The sequence below is a fragment of the Georgenia deserti genome (assembly GCF_042680605.1).
Taxonomy (GTDB): Bacteria; Actinomycetota; Actinomycetes; order Actinomycetales; family Actinomycetaceae; genus Allobogoriella; species Allobogoriella deserti.
In genome coordinates, this window is record NZ_JBHUEE010000008.1 from 52,515 (window position 1) to 74,755 (window position 22,241).

The 22,241-nt window shown below is 69.3% G+C and carries 23 protein-coding genes; 14 read left to right on the forward strand and 9 right to left on the reverse strand.

The features are described 5' to 3' along the window. Positions 1–6: 6 nt before the first annotated feature. Positions 7–1,386, reverse strand: coding sequence for a dihydrolipoyl dehydrogenase (lpdA, locus tag ACFSE6_RS14560; RefSeq protein WP_388008608.1), 1,380 nt, complete (start codon positions 1,384–1,386; stop codon positions 7–9). Positions 1,387–1,540: 154 nt separating this feature from the next. Between lpdA and ACFSE6_RS14565 the strand changes: the two genes are divergently transcribed. Next, positions 1,541–1,867: an oxidoreductase gene (locus tag ACFSE6_RS14565; RefSeq protein ID WP_388008611.1), complete on the forward strand. Its 327-nt coding sequence runs from the start codon at positions 1,541–1,543 to the stop codon at positions 1,865–1,867. A gap of 1 nt (position 1,868) precedes the next feature. Here the strand turns inward: ACFSE6_RS14565 and ACFSE6_RS14570 are convergent, their stop codons facing one another. Beyond that, positions 1,869–3,344, reverse strand: a complete 1,476-nt coding sequence (locus tag ACFSE6_RS14570) for a leucyl aminopeptidase (protein WP_388008614.1) — start codon at positions 3,342–3,344, stop codon at positions 1,869–1,871. Between the two features lie 64 nt (positions 3,345–3,408). Here ACFSE6_RS14570 and ACFSE6_RS14575 point away from each other — a divergent pair, with 64 nt between their 5' ends. From ACFSE6_RS14575 to ACFSE6_RS14585, 3 genes are read left to right on the forward strand one after another with little or no spacing between them, the layout of a single operon-like run. Then, complete coding sequence (locus tag ACFSE6_RS14575) at positions 3,409–3,762, forward strand: hypothetical protein (RefSeq protein WP_388008617.1); 354 nt, start codon at positions 3,409–3,411, stop codon at positions 3,760–3,762. After that, the gene (locus tag ACFSE6_RS14580; protein WP_388008620.1) at positions 3,759–4,208 is read left to right on the forward strand and encodes a hypothetical protein; all 450 of its coding nucleotides are present in this window, start codon (positions 3,759–3,761) and stop codon (positions 4,206–4,208) included. The genes ACFSE6_RS14575 and ACFSE6_RS14580 overlap by 4 nt, the downstream gene beginning before the upstream one ends. Further along, the gene (locus ACFSE6_RS14585) at positions 4,205–5,260 is read left to right on the forward strand and encodes a quinone-dependent dihydroorotate dehydrogenase (RefSeq protein ID WP_388008623.1); all 1,056 of its coding nucleotides are present in this window, start codon (positions 4,205–4,207) and stop codon (positions 5,258–5,260) included. The genes ACFSE6_RS14580 and ACFSE6_RS14585 overlap by 4 nt, the downstream gene beginning before the upstream one ends. On the opposite strand, the gene ACFSE6_RS14590 is transcribed toward ACFSE6_RS14585, so the two are convergent. Further along, positions 5,235–5,816 (reverse strand): DUF3043 domain-containing protein, encoded by a 582-nt coding sequence (locus ACFSE6_RS14590; protein WP_388008626.1) that lies wholly within the window; start codon positions 5,814–5,816, stop codon positions 5,235–5,237. The genes ACFSE6_RS14585 and ACFSE6_RS14590 overlap by 26 nt on opposite strands. Before the next feature lie 55 nt (positions 5,817–5,871). Between ACFSE6_RS14590 and ACFSE6_RS14595 the strand changes: the two genes are divergently transcribed. Then, entirely contained in the window at positions 5,872–7,233 is a 1,362-nt protein-coding gene (locus ACFSE6_RS14595) for a dipeptidase (RefSeq protein ID WP_388008629.1), read from the forward strand. On the opposite strand, the gene ACFSE6_RS14600 is transcribed toward ACFSE6_RS14595, so the two are convergent. Continuing rightward, complete coding sequence (locus ACFSE6_RS14600; RefSeq protein ID WP_388008632.1) at positions 7,234–7,689, reverse strand: DUF4333 domain-containing protein; 456 nt, start codon at positions 7,687–7,689, stop codon at positions 7,234–7,236. Between the two features lie 77 nt (positions 7,690–7,766). Between ACFSE6_RS14600 and ACFSE6_RS14605 the strand changes: the two genes are divergently transcribed. The 9 genes from ACFSE6_RS14605 (at position 7,767) to ACFSE6_RS14645 (ending at position 16,961) form a co-directional block, all read left to right on the forward strand. Next, positions 7,767–8,894, forward strand: a complete 1,128-nt coding sequence (locus tag ACFSE6_RS14605; protein ID WP_388008635.1) for a glycerate kinase — start codon at positions 7,767–7,769, stop codon at positions 8,892–8,894. A 177-nt stretch (positions 8,895–9,071) separates the two neighbouring features. Further along, the gene (gene erpA / locus ACFSE6_RS14610; RefSeq protein ID WP_388009115.1) at positions 9,072–9,425 is read left to right on the forward strand and encodes an iron-sulfur cluster insertion protein ErpA; all 354 of its coding nucleotides are present in this window, start codon (positions 9,072–9,074) and stop codon (positions 9,423–9,425) included. 91 nt (positions 9,426–9,516) lie between these two features. Continuing rightward, the gene (locus ACFSE6_RS14615) at positions 9,517–10,452 is read left to right on the forward strand and encodes an FKBP-type peptidyl-prolyl cis-trans isomerase (RefSeq protein ID WP_388008638.1); all 936 of its coding nucleotides are present in this window, start codon (positions 9,517–9,519) and stop codon (positions 10,450–10,452) included. Positions 10,453–10,570: 118 nt separating this feature from the next. Beyond that, on the forward strand, positions 10,571–11,509 hold the full coding sequence (coxB, locus tag ACFSE6_RS14620) for a cytochrome c oxidase subunit II (protein ID WP_388008641.1): 939 nt from the start codon (positions 10,571–10,573) through the stop codon (positions 11,507–11,509). Next, complete coding sequence (gene ctaD / locus ACFSE6_RS14625) at positions 11,509–13,281, forward strand: aa3-type cytochrome oxidase subunit I (RefSeq protein WP_388008644.1); 1,773 nt, start codon at positions 11,509–11,511, stop codon at positions 13,279–13,281. The genes coxB and ctaD overlap by 1 nt, the downstream gene beginning before the upstream one ends. 41 nt (positions 13,282–13,322) lie before the next feature. Then, positions 13,323–13,721: a cytochrome c oxidase subunit 4 gene (locus ACFSE6_RS14630; protein ID WP_388009118.1), complete on the forward strand. Its 399-nt coding sequence runs from the start codon at positions 13,323–13,325 to the stop codon at positions 13,719–13,721. A gap of 164 nt (positions 13,722–13,885) precedes the next feature. Beyond that, positions 13,886–15,184, forward strand: a complete 1,299-nt coding sequence (locus ACFSE6_RS14635) for an extracellular solute-binding protein (RefSeq protein WP_388008647.1) — start codon at positions 13,886–13,888, stop codon at positions 15,182–15,184. A 2-nt stretch (positions 15,185–15,186) separates the two neighbouring features. Continuing rightward, on the forward strand, positions 15,187–16,092 hold the full coding sequence (locus tag ACFSE6_RS14640) for a carbohydrate ABC transporter permease (protein WP_388008650.1): 906 nt from the start codon (positions 15,187–15,189) through the stop codon (positions 16,090–16,092). Continuing rightward, on the forward strand, positions 16,089–16,961 hold the full coding sequence (locus ACFSE6_RS14645) for a carbohydrate ABC transporter permease (RefSeq protein WP_388008653.1): 873 nt from the start codon (positions 16,089–16,091) through the stop codon (positions 16,959–16,961). The genes ACFSE6_RS14640 and ACFSE6_RS14645 overlap by 4 nt, the downstream gene beginning before the upstream one ends. Before the next feature lie 60 nt (positions 16,962–17,021). Here ACFSE6_RS14645 and ACFSE6_RS14650 read toward each other — a convergent pair whose 3' ends face one another. The 5 genes from ACFSE6_RS14650 to ctaE all read right to left on the reverse strand — a co-directional run bounded on the left by ACFSE6_RS14650 (position 17,022) and on the right by ctaE (position 22,140). Beyond that, positions 17,022–17,648, reverse strand: a complete 627-nt coding sequence (locus tag ACFSE6_RS14650) for a superoxide dismutase (protein WP_388008656.1) — start codon at positions 17,646–17,648, stop codon at positions 17,022–17,024. A gap of 155 nt (positions 17,649–17,803) precedes the next feature. After that, positions 17,804–19,537, reverse strand: a complete 1,734-nt coding sequence (gene qcrB / locus ACFSE6_RS14655) for a cytochrome bc1 complex cytochrome b subunit (RefSeq protein WP_388009121.1) — start codon at positions 19,535–19,537, stop codon at positions 17,804–17,806. A 59-nt stretch (positions 19,538–19,596) separates the two neighbouring features. Further along, complete coding sequence (gene qcrA / locus ACFSE6_RS14660) at positions 19,597–20,649, reverse strand: cytochrome bc1 complex Rieske iron-sulfur subunit (RefSeq protein ID WP_388008659.1); 1,053 nt, start codon at positions 20,647–20,649, stop codon at positions 19,597–19,599. Further along, complete coding sequence (qcrC, locus tag ACFSE6_RS14665; RefSeq protein WP_388008662.1) at positions 20,646–21,428, reverse strand: cytochrome bc1 complex diheme cytochrome c subunit; 783 nt, start codon at positions 21,426–21,428, stop codon at positions 20,646–20,648. Before qcrC ends, qcrA begins: the two co-directional genes overlap by 4 nt. Before the next feature lie 55 nt (positions 21,429–21,483). Further along, on the reverse strand, positions 21,484–22,140 hold the full coding sequence (gene ctaE, locus ACFSE6_RS14670) for an aa3-type cytochrome oxidase subunit III (RefSeq protein WP_388008665.1): 657 nt from the start codon (positions 22,138–22,140) through the stop codon (positions 21,484–21,486). Positions 22,141–22,241: the final 101 nt, after the last annotated feature.

The window sequence follows — 22,241 nt, forward strand, 5'->3', positions numbered from 1 at the left end:
ATCGGGTCAGTTGTGGGCGTGCAACGGCTTGCCGGCCAGGGCCAAGGCCGCTTCGCCCAGGGCCTCGTCCTGCGTGGGGTGAGCGTGAAGCAGTGCGGCGACATCCTCCGGGTAAGCCTCCCAATTCACGATGAGCTGTCCTTCGCCGACGAGCTCGCCGAGCCGGTCGCCGAGCATATGGACCCCGACGATCGGGCCGTCCTTCTCGCGCACCAGTTTGACGAACCCGCCGGTCTGGAGGATCTGGGACTTGCCGTTCCCGCCGAGGTTGTACTCGAGCGTGACGACGTTCTCCTCGCCGAGCGCCTCGACGGCCTGGGTGTGCGTGAGGCCCACCGAGGCGACGTTGGGATCACAGTAGGTCACCCGTGGGATGCCGGACTCGACCACCGGCGCCGGCTTCAACCCGGCGATCTCCTCGGCGACGAAGATGCCCTGCTGGAAGCCCCGGTGGGCGAGCTGGAGACCGGGCACGATGTCCCCGACTGCGTACACACCGGGGACCGACGTGCGCAGCCGTTCGTCGGTGCGGACATATCCGCGCTCCAACCGCACGCCCTGCTCGTCGTAGCCCAGCCCCTCGGTCATCGGCGCCCGGCCGACGGCGACGAGAAGGATCTCGGACGTGTACGTCCCGCCGTCCTCCGTGCGCACCGTGACTCCCTCGGCGCCCTGCTCCACACCGGCGAAGCGCGTCCCGGTGTGGAAGGCGATCTTCCGTTTACGGAAGGCACGCTCGAGCGCCTTCGAGACCGAGACGTCCTCGTTCGGGACGAGATTCGGCAGTGCCTCGAGAATGGTCACCGCGGTCCCGAACGACTGCCACAACGAGGCGAACTCGACACCGATCACTCCGCCGCCGAGCACGATCGCGCTGGCGGGGACGTGGTCGAGCTCGAGCGCCTGCTCGGAGGTGATGACCCGGCCGCCGATCTCCAGCCCCGGGAGCGTCTTCGACCGCGAGCCGGACGCGAGGATCACATGCTTGCCGCGGTAACGGACGCCGTCGACCTCGACGGCGTCCGGGGCGACCAGCCGACCCCACCCGTGGACGAGATTCACCTGGCGGGCCGCGACGAGGCCCTGGAGCCCCTGGTACAGACGGCCCACGACGCCGTCCCTGAAGGAGGCCACGCCGGCCATGTCGATGCCGTCCAGGCTGCCGTTGACACCGACAGCACCGGCGTGACGGACCATCTCGGCGACCTCGGCGGAGTGCAGCAGCGCCTTGGTGGGGATGCAGCCGCGGTGCAGGCAGGTCCCGCCGAGTTTGTCCCCCTCGACGAGTGCCACGGTCATCCCGAGCTCGGCGGCCCGCAGTGCCGCCGCGTAACCCCCGCTTCCGGCACCCAGGATGACGATGTCGTAGTCCTGCGAATCTGCCACGTACCTCTCCTTGAGCGCGTGACCAACCCTACGTGTACCGGGCCGGTCGCCGACATTGTTCCACCCGCGGGACACCCCGTCGCCTCGCGCTGTCGCGCCCGTGCCGTTTGTCACACACCGGCCGGCTCCGTGTCGGTCGCCGTACCGTGGTGCCATGCGCCTGCTTTCGCGCCTGCCGTTCGTTCGCCGCCGCCCGGGCGAGGTGTCCCGGGACGAGAGCAAGGCGCGCACGCTGGCGCATTTCCGGCAGTTCGTGAGCACCCGGCAGGGCGTCGAGGCCTACCTCGAGCCACCGACTCGCAACGATCCGGTCACCGTCGTGCTCATCGCCGAGACCGGCGAGTGGACTCGCCGGCGAGTGCCGGACGCTCGGACGGGCCGGGCACTCGCGAAGGAGCTCGGCGTGCCGGTCTACGACGTCATGGTCACCGGATATCCGCCGCGGATGCGGCGGTGGAACTCGCGCAACAAGCACCGGTGACTCAGCGGCCGGCAGCACTCTCCAGCAACGTCACCAGGGTCCGCAGGCCCATGCCGGTACCGCCCTTCGGGGTGTAGCCGTACGCCTCGGACTCGTTGAATGCCGGGCCGGCGACATCGAGGTGCGCCCACGGCGTGTCCGCCACGAACTCCTGGAGGAACAGCCCGGCGGTGAGCATGCCGCCCTCGCGGCCGCCGACGTTGGCGATGTCCGCGACGGCCGAGTCCAGCGAGGAACGGAGCTCCCGCGGCAGTGGCATCGGCCAGAACTGCTCGCCGGCGGACTCGGCGGCGCCGACGACCTCGCCGCGGATGTCCTCGGTGCCCATCACCCCGCCCACGCGCGCTCCGAGCGCGACGACCTGCGCGCCGGTCAACGTGGCGATGTCGAGCACCGCGTCCGGGCCCTCCTCGACGGCGGCGACCAGTGCGTCGGCCATGACAAGGCGTCCCTCGGCGTCGGTGTTGAGGACCTCGACCGTCTTCCCCCCGCGCATCGTCAGCACGTCGGAGGGGCGTTGCGCGCTCGCTCCCGGCATGTTCTCGGCGAGCGCCAGCCAGCCCGTGACCTTGACCGGCAGGGCGAGCGCGGCAGCCGCCAGCACAGTGTGCAGGACGGTCGCGGCACCGGCCATGTCGTCCTTCATCGTCTCCATGGACTTCGCGGGCTTGAGCGAGAGGCCGCCGGAGTCGAACGTGATGCCCTTGCCCACCAGGGCGTAGTGCCGCCTGGCACGCGAGGGCGAGTAACTGAGCTTGACCAGTCGCGGGGGTCGGGCGCTGCCCTGACCGACGCCGGTGATGCCGCCATACTCGCCGGCCGCGAGCTGCTTCTCGTCGAGGACCGTCACCGAGACCTTGGTGCCCTTCGCCGCGGCTCGCGCGTGATCGGCGAACGTCGCGGGATAGAGGTGGCGCGGGGAGGCGTTGACCAGGTCCCGGGTGCCGTGGACACCGGTGGCCAGGACGACCGCGCGCTCCAGCGCAGCCTTCGCGTCCTTCCGCCGGGCGAGTGGTGAGGCCAGCTGCACACGTGTGAGCGGAGCGGGGTCCGTCCTACGGTACTCGGCGAAGCGGTAGGCCCCGTAGAGCGCACCCTCGGCGACGGCGGCCACGTCGTCGACCTCGTCGGCCGGCAGGGCGAGGACAGCCGAGCCGACACCGGACAGGCTGCGGGTGGCGGCGCCGGCACCGCGGCGCAGCCCCTCGCGGTCCGGTGCCTGCCCGGTCAGCGAACCGACACCGGTCAGCACGACCACGTCGGCTGCCACGTCCTCGTCCGCCGGGACGCGGACCACCTCGTCGACGGTGCCGCGCACACCGAGCGCGGGCAACGCCTTCGCCAGCCGCGTCAGGGCCTTACCGCCGAGCGCGGACGGGAGGAGCCGCGGTCCGTCCTCGGTCGCGGCCACCGCCACCACGAGGGCGTCGGCAGAGAGTTTGGCGGGATCCTTGGCTGTCAGCTCGATATCCGTCACGATCAGCGATGCTAACCCGCGAGCCCGGTGCGCCGGCGGCGGCGGGCGGAGGTAGTCTCCCGGGGTGCTCGTCTGCGTCCTGGCCGCCGCCGCTGCCAGCGGCCTGCTCGGACTGTGGTCCGCCTGGCACCTGGTGCGGGGGCGGCCGGTGGTGTTCCGGCAGCTCATCGGCGCCGCCGTCGTCGAACTGGCGTTGCTCGCGCAGCTCGTGGCCGGTCTCGTGGCCACCATTCGGGGGGCCACTCTGCACGAGCCCTGGACCTTCTGGGGGTACGTCATCACCGCGTTGTTCCTGCTGCCCGTCGCCGCCGTCTGGGCGATGGCCGACCGCACACGCACGAGTTCGCTCGCGCTGCTCGTTATCTGTGTCGCGCTGCTGGCGATGCAGGCACGAATCTGGCAGGTGTGGTCCGCGTGAGCGACGAGGTGCGGACGCACTCCGCGGAGGACACGCGGCGACCGGCGTACGGCGTGGGCCGCGTGCTTATCCTCGTCTACGGCATCTTCGCGCTCGCGGCGACCGCCCGGGCCACTGTTCAGCTCATGACGCGTGCGGGCGAGGCGCCGCTAGCCTACTCGCTGTCAGCGGTCGCCGGACTCGTCTACATCCTGGCGACGGTCGCCCTCGCGCACAACGGGCGCCGCATGCGCCGCGTCGGCTGGATCACGGTGCTGGTCGAGCTCGCCGGCGTCGTCACCGTCGGCGTCCTGACCACGCTCGAGCCGCAGCTGTTCGCCGACGACTCGGTCTGGAGCCGGTTCGGCGCGGGGTACGGGTATGTTCCTGCGCTTCTGCCGGTGCTCGGGATCGCGTGGCTCTGGCACAGCGCGCCCGCGCGGATCGCGGCCCGGGCGGACCGATGATCTATCGGCAGTTGTTCGACCACGTGCTCGTCCGGCTCGATCCCGAGGACGCTCACACCCGCGCCATGGATCTCATTCGTACGGTCGCAGCCGTGCCGTTTCTCTCTGATGCCGTGCGCGCCGTCCTCGGCCGGCGTCCGGCCGCCCCGGTCACGGTCCCGGGCCTCCCACGGCCGGTGCCCGGGTTGCTCGGCCTCGCGGCGGGCATGGACAAGCACGCCGACACGGTCCTCGGGATGGACATGCTCGGGTTCGGTTTCGTCGAAGTCGGCACGGTCACGGCACGCGCCCAGCCCGGCAACGAACGGCCTCGCCTCTGGCGCGAGCTCGAACTCGGGGCCCTGCGCAACCGCATGGGTTTCAACAACGACGGCGCCGCCGCGGCCGGGCGCCGTCTCCAGCGGCTGCGCCGTACCAGGCGGGGGCGGCGCGTCATCGTCGGCGCGAACATCGGCAAGTCGAAGGTGACGCCCCTCGAAGAAGCCGTGGGTGACTACGAGAGCTCGGCACGCGAGGTCGCACGGTGGGCGGACTACCTGGTCGTCAACGTCTCCTCGCCCAACACGCCCGGCCTGCGCGATCTGCAGTCCGTCGAGGCTCTCCGCCCCATCCTCGAGGCGGTCCAGGCCGTGGCAGACCGGACGGCCGGACGCCGGATGCCGTTGCTGGTCAAGATTGCTCCGGACCTCGCCGACGCGGACGTCGACCGGGTCGCGGACCTCGTCCTCGATCTTGGCCTGACCGGTGTGGTCGCCACCAACACCACGATCGCGCACCACCTGGGACCCGGCGGACTGTCCGGCCGGCCCCTGAGTGAGCGCGCCGTCGACGTCGTCGCGCGACTGCGCGCCCGACTCGGACCGGATCGGCTCATCATCGGTGTCGGAGGGATCGGAGGGGTGGCCGACGCCCGTGCGATGCTCGCCGCCGGTGCGGACCTGCTCCAGGCCTACTCCGCCTTCGTCTACGAGGGACCGGCGTGGCCGGGGCGGGTGAACCGCGCGCTGGCCGAGGCCTCGATGCGACTCAGGCCGGGTACTGACCGCGCTTGACCTGCGGGCGGGGCTGTCGCATCCGACGGAAGTAGAACGCGCGGGTGAACGCGTACAGGCCCGTCCACTTCGGGATCTCGCTCTCGTCGAACGTCCGCCGCAGGCGACGCTTGAGCAGCTGGACCATGACGACGCCGTCGAGGATCGACAGCAGCAGCAGCGCGTAAGTCCCGAGGACCACGATGTTCGCCAGCTCGGGGAACGTGCCCACGAAGAGCATGGCGATGATCATCAGGAGTGCGACCGGCATGAAGATCTCGGCCACCGAGAACCGCGCGTCGACGTAGTCCCGGGCGTACCGGCGCACCCGCCCCTTGTCCCGGATCGGCAGGTAGCGCTCCTCGCCGGTGATCATCGCCTCGCGCTGCTTGCGCCACATCTCGTTTCGCTGCTCGCGCTGGCGCCGCTTCGCCTCCTTGCGGTCGTCCGGCACCAGCGGACGCCGGTTACGCATCTCCGCCTCGCGGCGTTTCGGCGTCGGCCGGCCCTTGCCCGCCGGCTGCTCGTCCGCCGCCGGTTCGGGTTCCTCCACGGGGGTGCGCTTGCGTCCGATCACCCCAGCAGGGTAGTCGACGACGGGCCCGGCCCGGGCGGGCGTTAGTCTCGCGGTCGTGACCGACATCGACTCCCTGACACGACGTACGCACGAGGCCTTCCCCGCGATCCGGACCGATCTCGAGACCCTGGTGCGCATCCCCAGCGTGTCCGCCCCGGCGTTCGATCAGGACCAGATCCGCGCCAGTGCGGAAGCGGTCGCCGGACTGCTGCGTGAGGCGGGGATGCCGCAGGTCGACATCCTGACGGCGACGACGCCCGACGGTGACGTCAGCCGCCCCGCCGTCGTCGCGCACCGGCCCGGCCCCGCGGGCGCCCCGACCGTCCTGCTGTACGCGCACCACGATGTCCAGCCCCCCGGCCCGGCGGAGCGGTGGACGGGTGAGCCGTTCACCCCTCAGGAGCGCGACGGGCGTCTGTACGGGCGCGGCGCCGCCGACGACAAAGCCGGGATCATGGCGCACGTCGGGGCACTGCGTGTGCTCGGCGACTCGCTCGGCGTCGGCGTGACCGTCTTCGCCGAGGGCGAGGAGGAGATCGGCTCACCGACGTTCGCCCACTTCCTCGCGACCCACGCCGACCGGTTGCGCGCCGACGTCATCGTCGTCGCCGATTCCAACAACTGGAAGGTCGGGGTGCCGGCACTGACGACATCGTTGCGCGGTCTCGTGGACTGCGAGGTCGAGGTCCGGGTGCTCGATCACGCCGTCCACTCCGGCATGTTCGGCGGTCCGGTGCTCGACGCCGTCACGCTCATGGCGCGTCTCATCGCGACCTTGCACGACGACGCCGGCGATGTCGCCGTCGAGGGTCTGGTCCGTCGTGACGATGTCGACGTCGACTACCCAGAGGACGATCTACGGGCGGACGCGGGCGTCGTCGACGGATACCGGCTCGCCGGGCGCGGACCGATCACGGCGCGGATGTGGCGCAAGCCGGCGCTGTCCGTCATCGGTCTCGACGCCACCGCCGTGGCGGCGGCATCCAACACCCTCGCCCCCGCGTGCCGCGCCAAGCTCTCACTGCGCACCGCACCCGGTCAGGATCCGGCCGAGGCCGAACGGTTGCTGCACGACCACCTCCGCGCACACGCCCCCTTCGGGGCACAGGTGACGGTCACTGCGGGCGAGCGCGCCCAGGCGTTCGCCGGCCCGGCCGACACCGAGGCGATGCGGACCGCACGCTGGGCCTTCCGTCAGTCCTGGGGCCGCGAGCCGGTCGACATCGGCGTGGGCGGGTCGATCCCCTTCATCTCGGATCTGAAAGCCGTCTTCCCCGATGCCGACATCCTCGTCACCGGGGTCGAGGACCCTGATTCGCGCGCCCACAGCGAGGACGAATCCGTCCACCTGGCCGAGCTGGAGAAGGTGGTCCTGGCCGAGGCCCTCCTGCTCGCCCGGCTGGGCGGCTCGCTGTAGTCAGCCCTGGTCGTCTCGGCCTTCCTGTCCGTCCTCGCCGCCTTCGCCGTCCTGGCCGTCCTGAGACTGGTCGGTCTCGCTCTGCCCGTCGTCCGATCCTGCGTCGTCGGATCCGCCCGCGCCCGGCTCGGTCTCGCTGAGGTCGAACTCGACAGTCCCGGTCTCGGTGTCCACGGAGGTCACGGTCGCCGTGACGGTGAAGGCCGAGTCCGGGTCGTCCTCGTTGGCGACATCACACGTCGCCTCCGCGCCCTCCTCGGCCGGCAGCTCCTCCTCGCAGGTCACGCTCGGGCGCACCCCGACCTCGTCCTCCATGGCGTCCGCGATCTGTTCCTCGAGCGCGCCGGGCGAGACTGGCTCGACCGACTGCTCGCCGGAGCACGCGGTCACCATCACCAGGCAGGCGGTGCCGGCCGCGAACGCGGCGGCACGCTGGACGGTGCGGGGCGCATGCATGGCGCAGATGGTGCCACAGCTGCAGCGCGGACGAGGCACCCGTGTCCCGTGGACGCCGTACCCGGCATGATGGCCCGGTGCACGTCCTCATCGCGCCCGACCGATTCTCCGGCCCGTCGAACGCGGTGCAGGCCGCCCGCCTCTTCGCCACCGGGTGGGCCTCGAGCGCGCCCGGTGACGACGTGCACACCCTCCCGATGTCCGACGGGTCAGCGGGCCTGCTCGAGGCGATCGGCGCCGCCCGGCCCGGGGAGCTCGTCCCCGTCGAGACCTCCGACCCCCTCGGCGGTGCCACGGTCGCCGCCGTGCTCCACGTCGACGGAGTCGGTGGCGGGACCGCGTACGTCGAGGCCGACCAGGCCATCGGCCGGCACCTCGTGGATCCGGGCGATTGGGAGCGGAGCGTGCGGACGGGGACGTCCGCACCGTTGGCGCCGCTTCTGGAGGCGGCGGCGAGTACCGGCGCCGGCCGCATCGTGGTCGGGGTCCCGGGGCGGGCGGCCACGCACGACGGCGGGCGAGGGCTCATCGAGGCTCTCGGCGGCATAGCGCGCGCACGACAGCTGCTCGCCGGGAGGGATCTGGTGCTCGCGGTGGCCGACGACCTGCCGCTGCTCGGGCTGCACGGTGCGGGCGCCGTCCTCGGGGAGGAGCCGGAGATCGGGCCCGGGCTCGCCCAGGAGCTCGAGCGTCAGGTCGCCGGCTGGGTGGCGCAGGTCGAGGACCACGGCCCTTCGGGCGGGATCGACCTGCTCACCGGCTCCGAACGCGTGACCACCGCTCCGCCGTCGGGGCGCGCGCCGGGCAGCGGTGCCGCAGGCGGGGTGGCTTTCGCCCTGCGGCTGCTCGGCGGGCGGGCGCTGCCCGGCGCCGACGTGGTCGCGGGGGAGATCGGGCTTGCGGGCGCCGTCGCCGGGACGGACCTGATTCTCACCGGAACGGCCGTCTTCGATGCGCCTGGGCTGACCCAATCGGTGGTGGCGACGGTCGCCCACCACGCGCTCGATCGCGCGATCCCGGTGGTCGTGGTCGCCGAGGAACTGCGCACCTCCCGCCGCGAGATCGCCCCGCTCGGCATCTCCGGGGCCTACGAGGTCCGCGATCGTTCGCGCGTGCGTCCGACGGCGCCCCGACCCGGCGCGGGCGAGCTGGCCGAGGCGGTGCGTGCGCGCGTCGCGCGACTGGCCCTGACCTGGTCCACGTGAGTCAGGACGCACCGGCTGCATCGTGCGCCACGGCGGAGTTGCGGAGCGCGCGTACCGCGCGGCCCGTGCACGCGGTGCCGCTGACGACGTACGCTGGCCGGGGAACAAAGCATGCGGCCGACCGTGTTTGCCGTGTCGAAGAGCCGTCCAGGCGTACCCGAGAAGCTGGAGAGTGTGATGAGCGAGACCGCCGAGCAGGTCGCCACCCACGGGGTCGTCCTCACCGACGTCGCCGCCGACAAGGTTCGAACGCTGCTGGAACAGGAAGGGCGCGACGACCTGCGCCTGCGCGTCGCGGTCCAGCCCGGCGGCTGCTCGGGCCTGATTTATCAGCTCTACTTCGACGAGCGCGTCCTCGACGGCGATGCGCTGCGCGAATTCGGCGGCGTCGAGGTGATCGTCGACCGGATGTCGGTGCCGTACCTCGAGGGCGCGACCATCGACTTCGCGGACACCATCGAGAAGCAGGGCTTCACCATCGACAACCCGAACGCGACGGGATCCTGCGCCTGCGGCGACTCCTTCCACTGAGCCGTCCGCAACACCCCGTACGACCCCGATGGCCCCGTGCCGGTACTCCGGGCGGGGCCGTCGTCATGTCCAGCCCACGAAGGAGACCTCCGTGCGACCCCGCCTGCCCGTCCTGACCGCCCTGCTCGCCGGTATCGCACTGGCCGTCACCGCCTGCAGCGACGACGGAGGCGGTGGGCAGGAGCCGGAGTCAACGGGGGCGGGCGAGGAGCTGCCCGCCGTCGAGGGAGGCTACGGGGACGAGCCGACCATCACGTTCCCGGAGTCCGGCGCGCCGGCCGAGCTGCAGAGTGAGGTGCTGCAGGAGGGCGACGGGACCGAGGTCGGAGCCGACGACTTCGTCGTCGCGGACTACCACGGGCAGGTCTGGGGCGAGGAGCAGGCGTTCGACAGCTCATTCGCGCGGGACGCTCCGAGCGGCTTCAGCCTCAACGGCGTCATCCAGGGATGGAAGCAGGGCCTTGCCGGGACCCATGTGGGCGACCGGGTCCTGCTGTCCATCCCGCCCGAGCTGGGTTACGGCGCCGAGGGACAGCCCCAGGGTGGGATCCCCGGGGATGCGAGTCTGGTCTTCGTCGTCGACGTCGTCGAGGTGTACCCACCGGACGCGGGCGCTCAGGCCGACGCGGAGCCCGTCACACCGGAGCCGGAGCTGCCCGTCACCGTCGAGGGGGATCTCGGCGAGCCGGCGTCCATCACCGTCGACGACGGCGCGCCCGAACCCACCGAGGCCGGGGCCACGGTGATCGCCACCGGCGACGGCGATCTGCTGCGCGCGGGCGAGACCGCCCTGGTCCAGGTGGCCGAGACGGCGTGGGACAACTCGAACCAGCAGTCCACGTGGGACGCCGGTGGCGTGACATCGCTCACGATCGACGAGGAGCTACCCACCGGTCTGCTCGCCGACGTACCGGTCGGCTCGCGGGTGGTGCTCCAACTCCCCGGTCAGCCGGCCGGCGAGCAATCGGCAGAGGTCCCGCCGACCGCATTGGTCATCGACGTCGTCGACGCGATCCGTGCGCGCTGAGTCGCGCCGCGTGCTCGCTCACCGAACGGGCGGGCCACACCGCCCGACATGGGGCGGAACGGTCCCAGCGCCTATTAAGGTGGGGACCGCATCACCATCGCGTCGGAAGGTCAGATCCGTGCCATCCCATCGCCGCACTCGGCGCCGGGTCGTGCGCTCGCTCGCCCTCACGGGCGTCGTCGCGCTGACCGCGGCGGCCTGCGCGCCCGCCGACCAGCACCCCAGCGAGCCGGGGCTGGGCGTCGACGTCGGGTTCCTCCCCACCGAGCGCGGGCTGACCGACCGGGTCGACGGCATCATCGACCTGTGGAACGGGGCATGGATCGCCGCGCTCTTCGTCGGCGTCGTCGTGTGGGGCCTGACGATCTGGTGCGTGCTGGCCTACCGCAAGCGCAAGAACGACAACCAGCTGCCCGTCCAGGTGCGCTACCACGTGCCGCTCGAGCTGATGTACACGGCGTTGCCGTTGCTCATGGTCGGCGTCCTGTTCTACTTCTCCTCCGGCATCACCAACGACGTCAATCGAGTCGGCGACGAGGTCGGCTACGGCGTCAACCAGGCGGCACACACCGAGATCACCCCCGAGGACAGCAATGCCGACCTGGCGATCGAGGTGTACGCAAAGCAGTGGAGCTGGGACTTCAACTACCTCAGCGACGACGTCTACTACGCCGGCGGCCGCGTCTCGATCAACGGCGAGGACGGCACGGACGAACTGCCGACCCTCTACCTGCCGGTAGGGGAGACGGTGACGTTCACCGTGCACACCCGCGACGTCGCCCACGCGTTCTGGATCCCGGCGTTCCTCTACAAGGTGGACGCCATCCCCGGCCGGGTGAACACCTTCCAAGTCACCCCGCAGCAGGAGGGTGTCTACTCCGGCAAGTGCGCGGAGCTGTGCGGCGAGTTCCACGCCGAGATGCTCTTCGACGTCGCCGTCGTGGACCGGCAGACCTATGACGAGCAGATGCAGCGCCTGCGCGACGCGGGCCAGACCGGGCGCCTCGGGGACGAGTACAACCGCCAGTACATGGTGACGCAGGAGGAGACGCACTGATGGCCACCGCGACCTCGCTGCGCCCGGAGATCACCCCGGGCCTGCGCCCCGAACGGCAGAGTTGGGGCACAAAGATCGTCAGCTGGATGACCTCGACGGACCACAAGGTCATCGGCAACCTCTATCTGGCCTCCTCGTTCCTGTTCTTCATGATCGGCGGCGTCCTGGCACTTCTGGTGCGTGCCGAGTTGTTCGAGCCGGGGATCCTGCTGCAGTCGCGTGAGCAGTACAACCAGTTCTTCACCATGCACGGCACGATCATGATGCTGCTCTTCGCGACGCCGCTGTTCTCGGCGTTCGCGAACGCATTGGTGCCGCTGCAGATCGGAGCGCCCGACGTCGCCTTCCCGCGACTCAACATGCTCTCGTACTGGCTGTTCTTCTTCGGTGGCCTGCTCGTGATCGGCGGGTTCCTTACCCCCAAGGGCGCGGCGAGCTTCGGGTGGACCGCGTACACGCCACTGTCCAACGCGATGTTCTCGCCAGGACTCGGCGGCGACCTGTGGGTGCTCGGACTCGGGATGACCGGGTTCGCCACCATCTTCGGTTCGGTGAACTTCGCGACGACGATCATCACCATGCGCGCGCCCGGCATGACGATGTTCCGGATGCCGATCTTCACCTGGAACATTCTCATCACGTCGGTGCTGGCGCTGATGGCGTTCCCGGTGCTCGCGGCCGCGCTCTTCGGTCTCGCGATCGACCGGATCATGGGCGGCCAGATCTTCAATCCCGAGGCCGGCGGGTCGATGCTGTGGCAGCACCTGTTCTGGTTCTTCGGGCATCCCGAGGTCTACATCATCGCGCTGCCGTTCTTCGGCATCATCACCGAGGTCATCCCCGTCTTCTCACGCAAGCCGATCTTCGGCTACAAGGGCCTGGTCTTCGCGACGATCGCGATCGCCGCGCTGTCGGTGACGGTGTGGGCGCACCACATGTTCACCACCGGCGGTGTGATGCTCGAGTTCTTCTCGCTCATGACGATGCTCATCGCGGTGCCCACGGGCGTGAAGTTCTTCAACTGGATCGGCACGATGTGGCGAGGGAAGATCACCTTCGACACGCCGATGCTCTACTCGCTCGGCTTCCTGGTCACGTTCCTCTTCGGTGGCCTGACCGGCATCATCCTGTCCAGTCCCGCGATGGACTTCAACGTTCACGACAGCTACTTCGTGGTGGCGCACTTCCACTACGTCGTCTTCGGCACCGTGGTCTTCGCGATGTACGCCGGGTTCTTCTTCTGGTGGCCCAAGTGGACCGGCCGGATGCTCAACGAGCGACTCGGCAAGATCCAGTTCTGGATTCTCTTCCTCGGGTTCCACACCACGTTCCTCATCCAGCACTGGCTCGGTGTGCAGGGGATGCAGCGCCGTATCGCGGACTACCGACCGGAGGACGGGTTCACGTTCTACAACCAGATCTCGTCGATAGGTGCGGTCTTCATCGCCCTGTCCACCCTGCCGTTCCTCTGGAACGTGTACATCACGATGCGAGGACCGCGGACGGTGTTCGTCGACGACCCGTGGGGCTTCGGCAACTCCCTCGAGTGGGCGACCGGTTCACCGGTCCCGCGGCACAACTTCACCTCGCTGCCGCGTATCCGGTCCGAACGCCCGGCGTTCGATCTGCACCACCCCGAGGTCGCGGCGATGGATCAGGCGGAGCCCAACCGGGACATCCTTGACTCGGCGTATGCCAGCAGTGAGGTCCGCGGCCGCGCAGAGGTGCTTGACGATCGTCGGTCGGGCCACACCGAAGGAGAGCAGCGATGACGGACATGCATGACGAGCGGGACCCGGAACGCCACAAACCGATGTTCGTCGAGACGTGGCTGTTCCTCGCCGGCGTCGTCTTCTTCATCCCGGTCGGGGTGATCTACGGGATCGTCGCCGACTGGGAGCCGGTGGGAACGGTCGGGCTGTTCCTGCTCGGTGGTCTCTCGGCCCTGGCGGGCGGGTATCTCTGGATCACCGCCCGCCGGATCGATCCGCGCCCGGAAGACAACCCGACCGCTGACATCGCCGAACGCGCCGGTGAGGTCGGTGTGTTCGCCCCGCACAGCTGGTGGCCTCTCGTTCTCGGCCTCGCCACGACCTTCGGCTTCCTCGGGCTGGCGATCGGGTGGTGGATGGTCGGCCTCGGGATCGCGCTCGCCCTTGTCGGGCTCGTGGGCCAGCTCTTCGAGTTCTACCGCGGCCAGCACGCCCACTGACCACTAACTGATCACCGCTGACTCGTGGGTGGGGCTCTGCCCCGGCCGCGTCGGCGACCTGCGCCCCAAGCGATCCGACGCGCCGAAACTTGGCGCAGCGCCTGTGAACCGGTTCAATGGAGCCATTACGGACGATGCGGTCCCGGGCGGCGAAGGAGCACGGTGTGCAGTGGTCACGGCGGACGGCGTTGCGGGCCGGCCTCGGGCTCGGCGCCGGGGCGCTGCTCGGGGCGTGCGGTTCGGGGCGGGCGGCTGACCCGGACGGCACCGTCCACCTGACGTACTGGTCGTGGCTGAAGGACCTGCAGCTCGTCTGTGACGTCTGGAACGCCCAGCGGCCGGACGTCCAGGTCGAGGCGGTCTGGATCCAGCCGGGTCCGGACGGCGGATACCAGAAGATGTTCTCGTCGCTGGCCACGGGCGGCGGTCCGGACCTGGCCCAGGTCGAACTGCGCCAGACCCCGGCGTTCCTGCTCGTCGACGGCCTCGTGGACACCCGCCGGTACGGTGCCGACGCCGTCCTCGACCGCTACGAGCAGGCGATCCTCGGTCAGGTGACGTTCAACGACGCCGTGTACGCGTTGCCGCAGGACTGGGGACCGACCGCGTGGTTCTACCGCACCGATCTGCTCGAGGAGATCGGCGCCGAGCCGCCGCAGACCTGGCCGGAGTGGGCCGAACTGGCGCGCGAGTTCCGCGCCACCGACCGTTACCTCGACATCTTCAACCCCTCGGACGGCAGCTACTTCGCCGCGCTCGCCATGCAGGCCGGGGCCACCTGGTTCGCGATCGACGACGACACCTGGTTGGTGAGCATCGACGACGACGCCACCTTGGAGACCGCAGACTTCTTCGACCGGGCGGTCCGCGAGGACCTCGTCTCGACCTCGCTCGCGCCGTTCTCCCCGGGCTGGTTCGCCGCCGCGAACGAGGGCCGCCTCGGCGCCTGCATGTCGGCGTCATGGGCGGACGCCCTCATCGAAGGCGCCGCCGGCACGGCCGGGCTGTGGCAGGTGGCTCCGATGCCGCGATGGGACGGTGGGTACGGGTCCGCGCAGCTCGGCGGCTCGACGACCGCGGTGTTCTCCACCAGCCCGCATCCGGCTGAGGCGACCGAGTTCGCCATCTGGATGACGACGGCACCGGAGGCGATCGACGCCCAGATCGAGCACTCCGGTATCGGATGGTCCCCGGTACCGGACCACATCGGGACGCCACGCGAGCAGCCCTCGGAGTTCTTCGGGGGCCAGCGCTACAACGAGGAGGTCTTCGTGCCCGCAGCGGAACAGCAGCATCCCGACTGGACGTGGGCACCGACCACCCAGCAGGTGTTCAACGAGCTCAGCGACGGCTTCGTGCGTGCGGTCAGCGGCGGCTCGAGCCTGGTCGAGGCGTGTCGCCGGACTCAGACGGCCGCCGTCGAGATGCTCACCGACAAGGGCCTCAACGCGCGGGCGGCGTGACCATGGCAACGACAGAGGGGGACGCCGCCGCACCCCAGCGACGCGCCGCATGGATCCTGCTGGCCCCGTTCCTGGTGTTGTTCCTCGGCACGTTCGTCGCACCGATCGGGTACGCGATCTACCAGAGCTTCATTCGGGTCGAGCGCGCGGGACTCTTCGGCGAGGAGGGGACGACGTCGTCCTTCGCAGGCCTGAGGAACTACGCGGAGGCCTTCGCGAACAACGAGTTCGTCGGCTCCATCGGACGGATGTTCCTGTTCGGTGTGGTGCAGGTCCCGGTGATGATCGCCGCGGCGACGGTGCTGGCGCTCCTGCTGGAGTCCGCCTCCGCCCGCTGGCCGGCTGCCTTCCGTGCCGCGTACTTCATGCCGTACGGCGTGCCAGGGGTGATCGCCTCCGTGCTGTGGTCGTTCCTCTACGTGCCCGGCCTGAGCCCGATCATCGACGTCGCCGCGCTCGTCGGGATCGACATCGACTTCCTCGGGCCCTCGACGGTCCTGTGGTCCATCGCCAACATCGTCACGTGGACCTACACCGGCTACAACATGCTCATCATCGTGGCGCAGCTCAAGGCCATCCCCGCCGAGATCTACGAGGCGGCCAGGGTCGACGGCGCCGGACCGCTGCGCGTGGCCGGGTCCGTCCAGCTCCCGCTCATCCGGCCGGCCCTGCTGCTGACCATCGTGTTCTCGATCATCGGCACCTTGCAGATCTTCGCCGAGCCGCAGATCCTCCAGCAGGTCTCGACGGCGGTCGGGAACGAGTACACCCCGAACATGGCCGCCTTCGACGCTGCCTTCAACTACAACGACTACAACCTCGCGGCGGCCGAGGCCGTCATCATCGCGTTGACGGCGTTCGCACTGTCCTTCGTCTTCCTCCGGCTGACCAACCGGGGGCAACGATGAGGCGATCCTCGAGCGCCCGGCGCACCGGCCGCAGCGCGGCGTCGACCATTGTGGTCACGGGCATCCTGACCGTGGTCGCGGTCTACTTCCTGGTGCCCGTGTACTGGGTGGTGATCGCGGCCACCAAGACCACGGAGGACCTGTTCGCCACGCACGGCTTCCTCCTCGGTCCCAGCGTGCACCTGTGGGAGAACCTCACGCAGGCGCTGACCTACGACGGCGGCATCCTGGTGCGGTGGTTCGCAAACAGCATGCTCTACGCCGGCGTGGGCGGACTGCTCGCGACCTACTTCGCGGCCGCGGGCGGGTACGCGCTGGCGAAGTACTCCTTCCGAGGGCGGGAGGCGATCTTCGGTCTCGTGCTCGGCGGCGTCCTCGTCCCTGCCACGGCGACAGCGCTGCCGCTCTTCCTGCTCTTCTCCACGCTCGGCATCGCCAACACGTACTGGAGCGTGCTCATCCCCTCGCTGGTCTCGCCGTTCGGATTCTTCCTCTGCCGCATCTACGCCGACGCCACCGTGAGCGACTCCCTCGTGGAGGCTGCCCGCATCGATGGTGCGGGGGAGTTGCGGATCTTCCACACCGTGGGGCTGCGTGCCATGGTCCCCGCGCTGGTGACCGTCTTTCTCTTCCAGCTGGTGGGCATCTGGAACAACTACTTCCTGCCCCTGACCATGCTGGCCGACGAGTCGCTCTATCCCGTCACACTCGGGCTGGCCAACTGGAACGCCCAGGTGGAGCGGCTGCCCGAGTTCTACGAGCTGACGACCGGCGGTGTGCTGCTCTCGATCGTGCCCCTGATGGTGGCGATGGTCGTGCTGCAGCGGTTCTGGCGCGGCGGCCTCACGGCCGGGGCCGTCAAAGGCTGAGGCACGACGCAGCCCCGGGCCGGCGGCCCGGGGCTGCGGATCGGTCCTGGTGCTGCGCCGTCAGTTCGGGACGACGAGCCCCGGAGCCTGCGAGGTGGCGCGCTGCAGGCGTCCTGCGACGTCCTGCCAGTTCACGATGTTCCAGAACGCCTTGACGTAATCCGCCTTGACGTTGAGGTAGTCCAGGTAGAAGGCGTGCTCCCACATGTCGAGCTGTAGCAGGGGGATCGTGCCCACCGGCACGTTGTTCTGCTGATCGAACATCTGGAAGATCACCAGGCCGCGCGAGACCGAGTCGTATGCGAGCACCGACCAGCCCGAGCCCTGGATCGACGTCGCGTTGGCGGTGAAGTGGTTCTTGAAGGCGTCGAAGGAACCAAACGAGTCCTTGATCGCCTCGGCGACCTCACCCTCCGGCTCGCCGCCGCCGTCGGGGGAGAGGTTGTTCCAGAAGATCGTGTGGTTGATGTGTCCGCCGAGATTGAACGCGAGGTTCTTCTCGTACAGGTTCACAGCAGCCAGGTCGCCCGCCTCACGCGCGGCGGCCAGCTTGTCGAGGGCCGCGTTCGCGCCGTCCACGTACGTCTTGTGGTGCTTGTCGTGGTGGAGCTCCATGATCTTGCCGCTGATGTGCGGCTCGAGCGCGCTGTAGTCGTAGGGAAGGTCGGGCAGCGTATACACGGCCATGTGTCCTCCTGTTACTCGGGCGGCGATGACACCGCGCGTCGGGACGGTCCCTGGTCAGGAACCCCTCACCAGGTCCAACCTAGTCGGTACCGGTCTGTTCCCGCCCGTCCAGAAAGCGGACGGACGGGACAGCGCGGTACGTCACCGAGCAGCCGTCAGCCCTTCTCTCCCCGGGCCAAGGTTGCGATGGAACCACCGCTCGGTGGCTGCTCGACCTGCTCGTCGACGGCGGCTTCGGGCCGGGTGACCTCCATCGAACCGCCGTGGATCTCGTGCGGTTCCTCCGGGTGCCCGTCCGTCTCCGGACCGTGCCCGTGGTGGGCGGCAGCCGCCAGCTCGGCCGGGGTCACCGGCTCGACGCGGTCCTCGTAGAAGAACCTCGAGATGCGGTGCCGGATACGGTCCGCGCGGTAACCGGGGCGGTCGACCCCGCGGCGGTCCGTGGCCGGGCCGACCTCGATCGGGCGCTGCGCCTCGTGCGCGACGAGGAGCCAGCGCTCCTCGTCCGTGAGCGGCTTGTGCACCTCCATGAACGCGCCGTCGGGCAGCTGGACCACCCGGCCGGTCTCGTGGCCGTGCAGCGCCAACTCGCGGTCTCGGCGCTGCAGCCCCAGGCAGATCCGCTTGGTCGCGATGAACAGGACCACGGGCAGCACGAAGAAGGCGATCCGGAAGAACCACGTGATGTCGTTGATGGAGAGTTCGAAGTGCGTCGCGATGAGGTCGTTGGCACCGGCGAGGACCGTGACGCCGAATGCCCCGAGGTAGGCCACGCCGAGGGCTGTCCGCACCGGGACGTTGCGGGGCCGGTCGAGGACGTGGTGCTCGCGCTGGTCCTTGGTGGCGGCTGCCTCGAGGAACGGGTAGACCGCCAGGAAGGTGAACAGCAGCCCCGGAACGATGACGCCGGGGATGAGGATGTTCAACGACAGTGTGTAGCCCGCGATGACGACTTCCCATCCCGGCATCAGACGCAACGCGCCCTCGAGGAAGAGCATGTACCAGTCCGGCTGGGCGCCGGCCGAGACGGGCGACGGGTCGTACGGACCGTAGTTCCACACGTTGTTGATCGACATCGTCGCGCCCATCAGCGCGATGAACCCGAACACGATGAGGAAGAAACCGGCCATCTTCGCGGCGTAGACCGGGAACGCGGGGTAGCCGACGACGTTGTTGTCCGTGCGTCCGACCCCGGGGTACTGCGTGTGCTTGTGCACCACCATGAGGATCAGGTGGACGGTCACCAGCGCGACGATCGCGGCCGGGATCAGCAGGATGTGCACCGTGAACAGCCGCGGAATGATGTGCTCACCGGGGAACTCGCCGCCGAAGAGGCCGTAGCTGACGTAGGAGCCGATGATCGGGATCGACTTCGCCACGCCGTCGGCGATTCGCAGGCCGTTGCCGGAGAGCACGTCATCCGGCAGCGAGTAGCCGGAGAAGCCGGCGAGCAGGCTGAGGATGAGCAGCGTGAACCCGACGAGCCAGTTGATCTCGCGCGGCTTGCGGAAGGCACCGGTGAAGAAGATCCGGAACATGTGCACCACGATCGCGGCGACGAACAGCAGCGCCGCCCAGTGGTGCATCTGCCGCATGAGGAGGCCCCCCTTGACCTCCCAGGACATCAGCACCGTCGATTCGTACGCGACGGACATCTCCATGCCCTGGTGAGTGGCGGGCATAGCGTCTTCGGGGTAGGTCGTATGCGCCATCGACGGGTCGAAGAACATCGTCAGAAAGATCCCGGTGAGGATCAGCACGACGAAGCTCCACAGCGCGATCTCGCCGAGCAGGAAGGACCAGTGCTCGGGGAAGATCTTCCGGCCGATGAACTTCACGGCCTTGGCGACGCCGACCCGGGTGTCGAGGAGGTCGGCCGTCGATCCCATCGCCTTCGAAGGGCGGTACTCGCCGGACGGACGTGCCGTCGGGGTGGAGGAGGACACGGTCACTGCAGACGCTCCCAGTAGCTCGGGCCGATCGGCTCGTCGAAGTCGGCGCGGGCGACGAGGTATCCCTCGTCGTCGACCGCGATCGGCAGCTGCGGCAGTGGACGCTTCGCGGGCCCGAAGACCACCTTGGCCTGATCGGTCATGTCGAACGTCGACTGGTGGCACGGGCAGAGCAGGTGGTGGGTCTGCTGCTCGTACAGCGCGACGGGGCACCCGACGTGGGTGCAGATCTTGGAGTAGGCGACGATCCCGTTGTAGGACCAGTCGGCCTTCTCCTCGGGTTCGTGGAGCAGGTCCGGGTCGAGCCGCACCATGAGGACGACGGCCTTGGCCTTCTCCTCGTAGAAGTGCTCGTGCTCGTTCAGGCCGTGCGGGATGACGTGGAAGACCGAACCGTTGGTCACGTCCGTCGCGCGGATCGGCGTGTCCTCGGGGTCACGTGCCAGGCGACGCCCGAGCGAGCCGTCCGGCAGTCGACCGGAGTACTCCTCCGGCGTCTCCCCCCAGAGCGTGTGCCGGAAGGCGCCGACGTTCCAGTCCCCGCCGAGGTTCGCCACCAGCGGGACGACGTACGGCAGCGGGGCGAGTGCCACGGCCCCGAGCGCCGCGCCCTTGAGCAGCGGACGCCGACCGATGCCGGAGTCCTCGACGCCGTGCTTCATCATGTCGGCGGCGACGGCGCGGGTCTCGTCGTCGGAACGTTGCGGGTGGCGCTCCTCGACGTACTCGACGTTGGACATCAGTGTCTTGGCCCAGTGGATGGCGGCGACGCCGATGCCGAGCATGCCGATGCCGAGGCCGAGTCCGAGGAAGAGCGTCGAGTTGCGCACGCTCCACAGATCCTCGAGCGGGAGCGCGACGTAGGCGACGATCGACCCGATCGAGGCGAGCGCGCTGACCGCGAGGATGAGCGCGATCAGCCGTTCATTGGCCTTGGCGTACCTGGGGTCGACATCTCCCAGTCGCTCGCGGTGCTCTTCCGTGCCGGGGTTCTCGAAGAGCTCTGGCTCCTGCGCCTCCGCAGGAGCGACGTGCTGCTCGGTGCTCACGAGGACTTCGCTCCGATCCAGATGGCGGCGCCGATGAGACCGCCGATACCGATGATCCAGACCCACAGGCCCTCGGACACCGGACCGAGGGAGCCGAGGCTGACGCCACCCGGCGTGGGCTCGCGCACCTCCATGAGGTAGGCGATGACGTCCCGCTTGCCCTCGGGCGAGATGTTGGCCTCGTTGAACACCGGCATCGACTGTGGGCCGGTGAGCATGGCCTCGTAGATCTCCGTGGGAGTCGAGTCCCAGAGGGCAGGGGCGTGCTTCCCCTCACTCAGCGCGCCGCCGGCGCCAACGGCGTTGTGGCACATCGCGCAGTTGGTGCGGAACAGCGCCAGTCCGTTGGCGGGGTCGCCCGTGGCCGGGTCGACCATCTCCTCACTCGGGATGGCCGGTCCGGGACCGAGCGAGGCCACGTAGGCCGCGACCTGGGAGATCTGCTCCGGATCGAACTGCGGGGGGCCGGCCTCGGCCTGCGGGGAGTTGTTCCGCATCGGCATCCGGCCGGTCGCCATCTGGAAGTCCACCGAGGCGGCGCCGACACCGATTAGCGAGGGGGCGACGTCGGTTCCTTCCCCGTTGAGCCCGTGGCAGGTGGCGCAGTTCGTGCGGAACAGCTCCTGGCCGGCTTCGACATCCTCGGTGGCGTCACCCGCTGCGGCCTCGGCCGGCTGGGGGGCGAAGGCGGCGTACATGGCGCCGGTGAGAATCAGGGCGAGCAGGACCAACAGCGCCGGCGCGAACCGGCTCCTCCTGCTTGCGGCAAGTGCCTTCACGATGTGACGTCCTCGGGTGTCGGGGGCGGCGGGCAAGGGGCGGGGGAGGTGTGGTCTACAGATGCACGAGGGCGTAGTCGAGCACGTAGATCACGAAGAACAGGCCGATCCATACCACGTCGACGAAATGCCAGTAGTACGACGTGACAACGGCGCGGCCGGCCTCGAGGTGACCGAAACGCTTGGCGGCGAAGGAGCTGGCCAAGACGTACAGGAAGGCAACGAGGCCGCCGATCACGTGGAGGGCGTGGAAGCCAGTCGTGATGTAGAAGACCGAGCCGTAGCTCGAGGTCGAGATCCGCATGCCGTGCTCGATGAGCTCGGTGTACTCGGTCACCTGACCGGCGACGAAGATCGCCCCCATGACAAAGGTGAGCGTGTACCACTCGATCATGCCCCACTTGCGCACATCGAGAAGCGAACCGGTCCGGTTCGCCTGGAAGCGCTCTGCGGCGAAGACGCCCATCTGGCAGGTCACCGAACTCAACACCAGGATGGTGGTGTTGCCCAGCGCGAACGGGAAGTTCAACACGCTCGAGGCCTCGCCCCATGCCTCCGCGCCGGCCACCGACCGGTGCGTGAAATACATGGCGAACAGCCCCGCGAAGAACATCAGCTCGCTGGAGAGCCAGATGATGACGCCGACCGACAGGACATTGGGTCGCTTGACATGCACGGACCCGGTGGACGCGGCGGCGGTTGTTGACGACACCTGGTCATTATGGCCTAGTCAGAGCCCCTCCTGGCCAGTTCGAACACGCTGCGCGTCGCCCGGCCGGCCCACGGCTCGCTCGCATGGATCGCATGATCGCG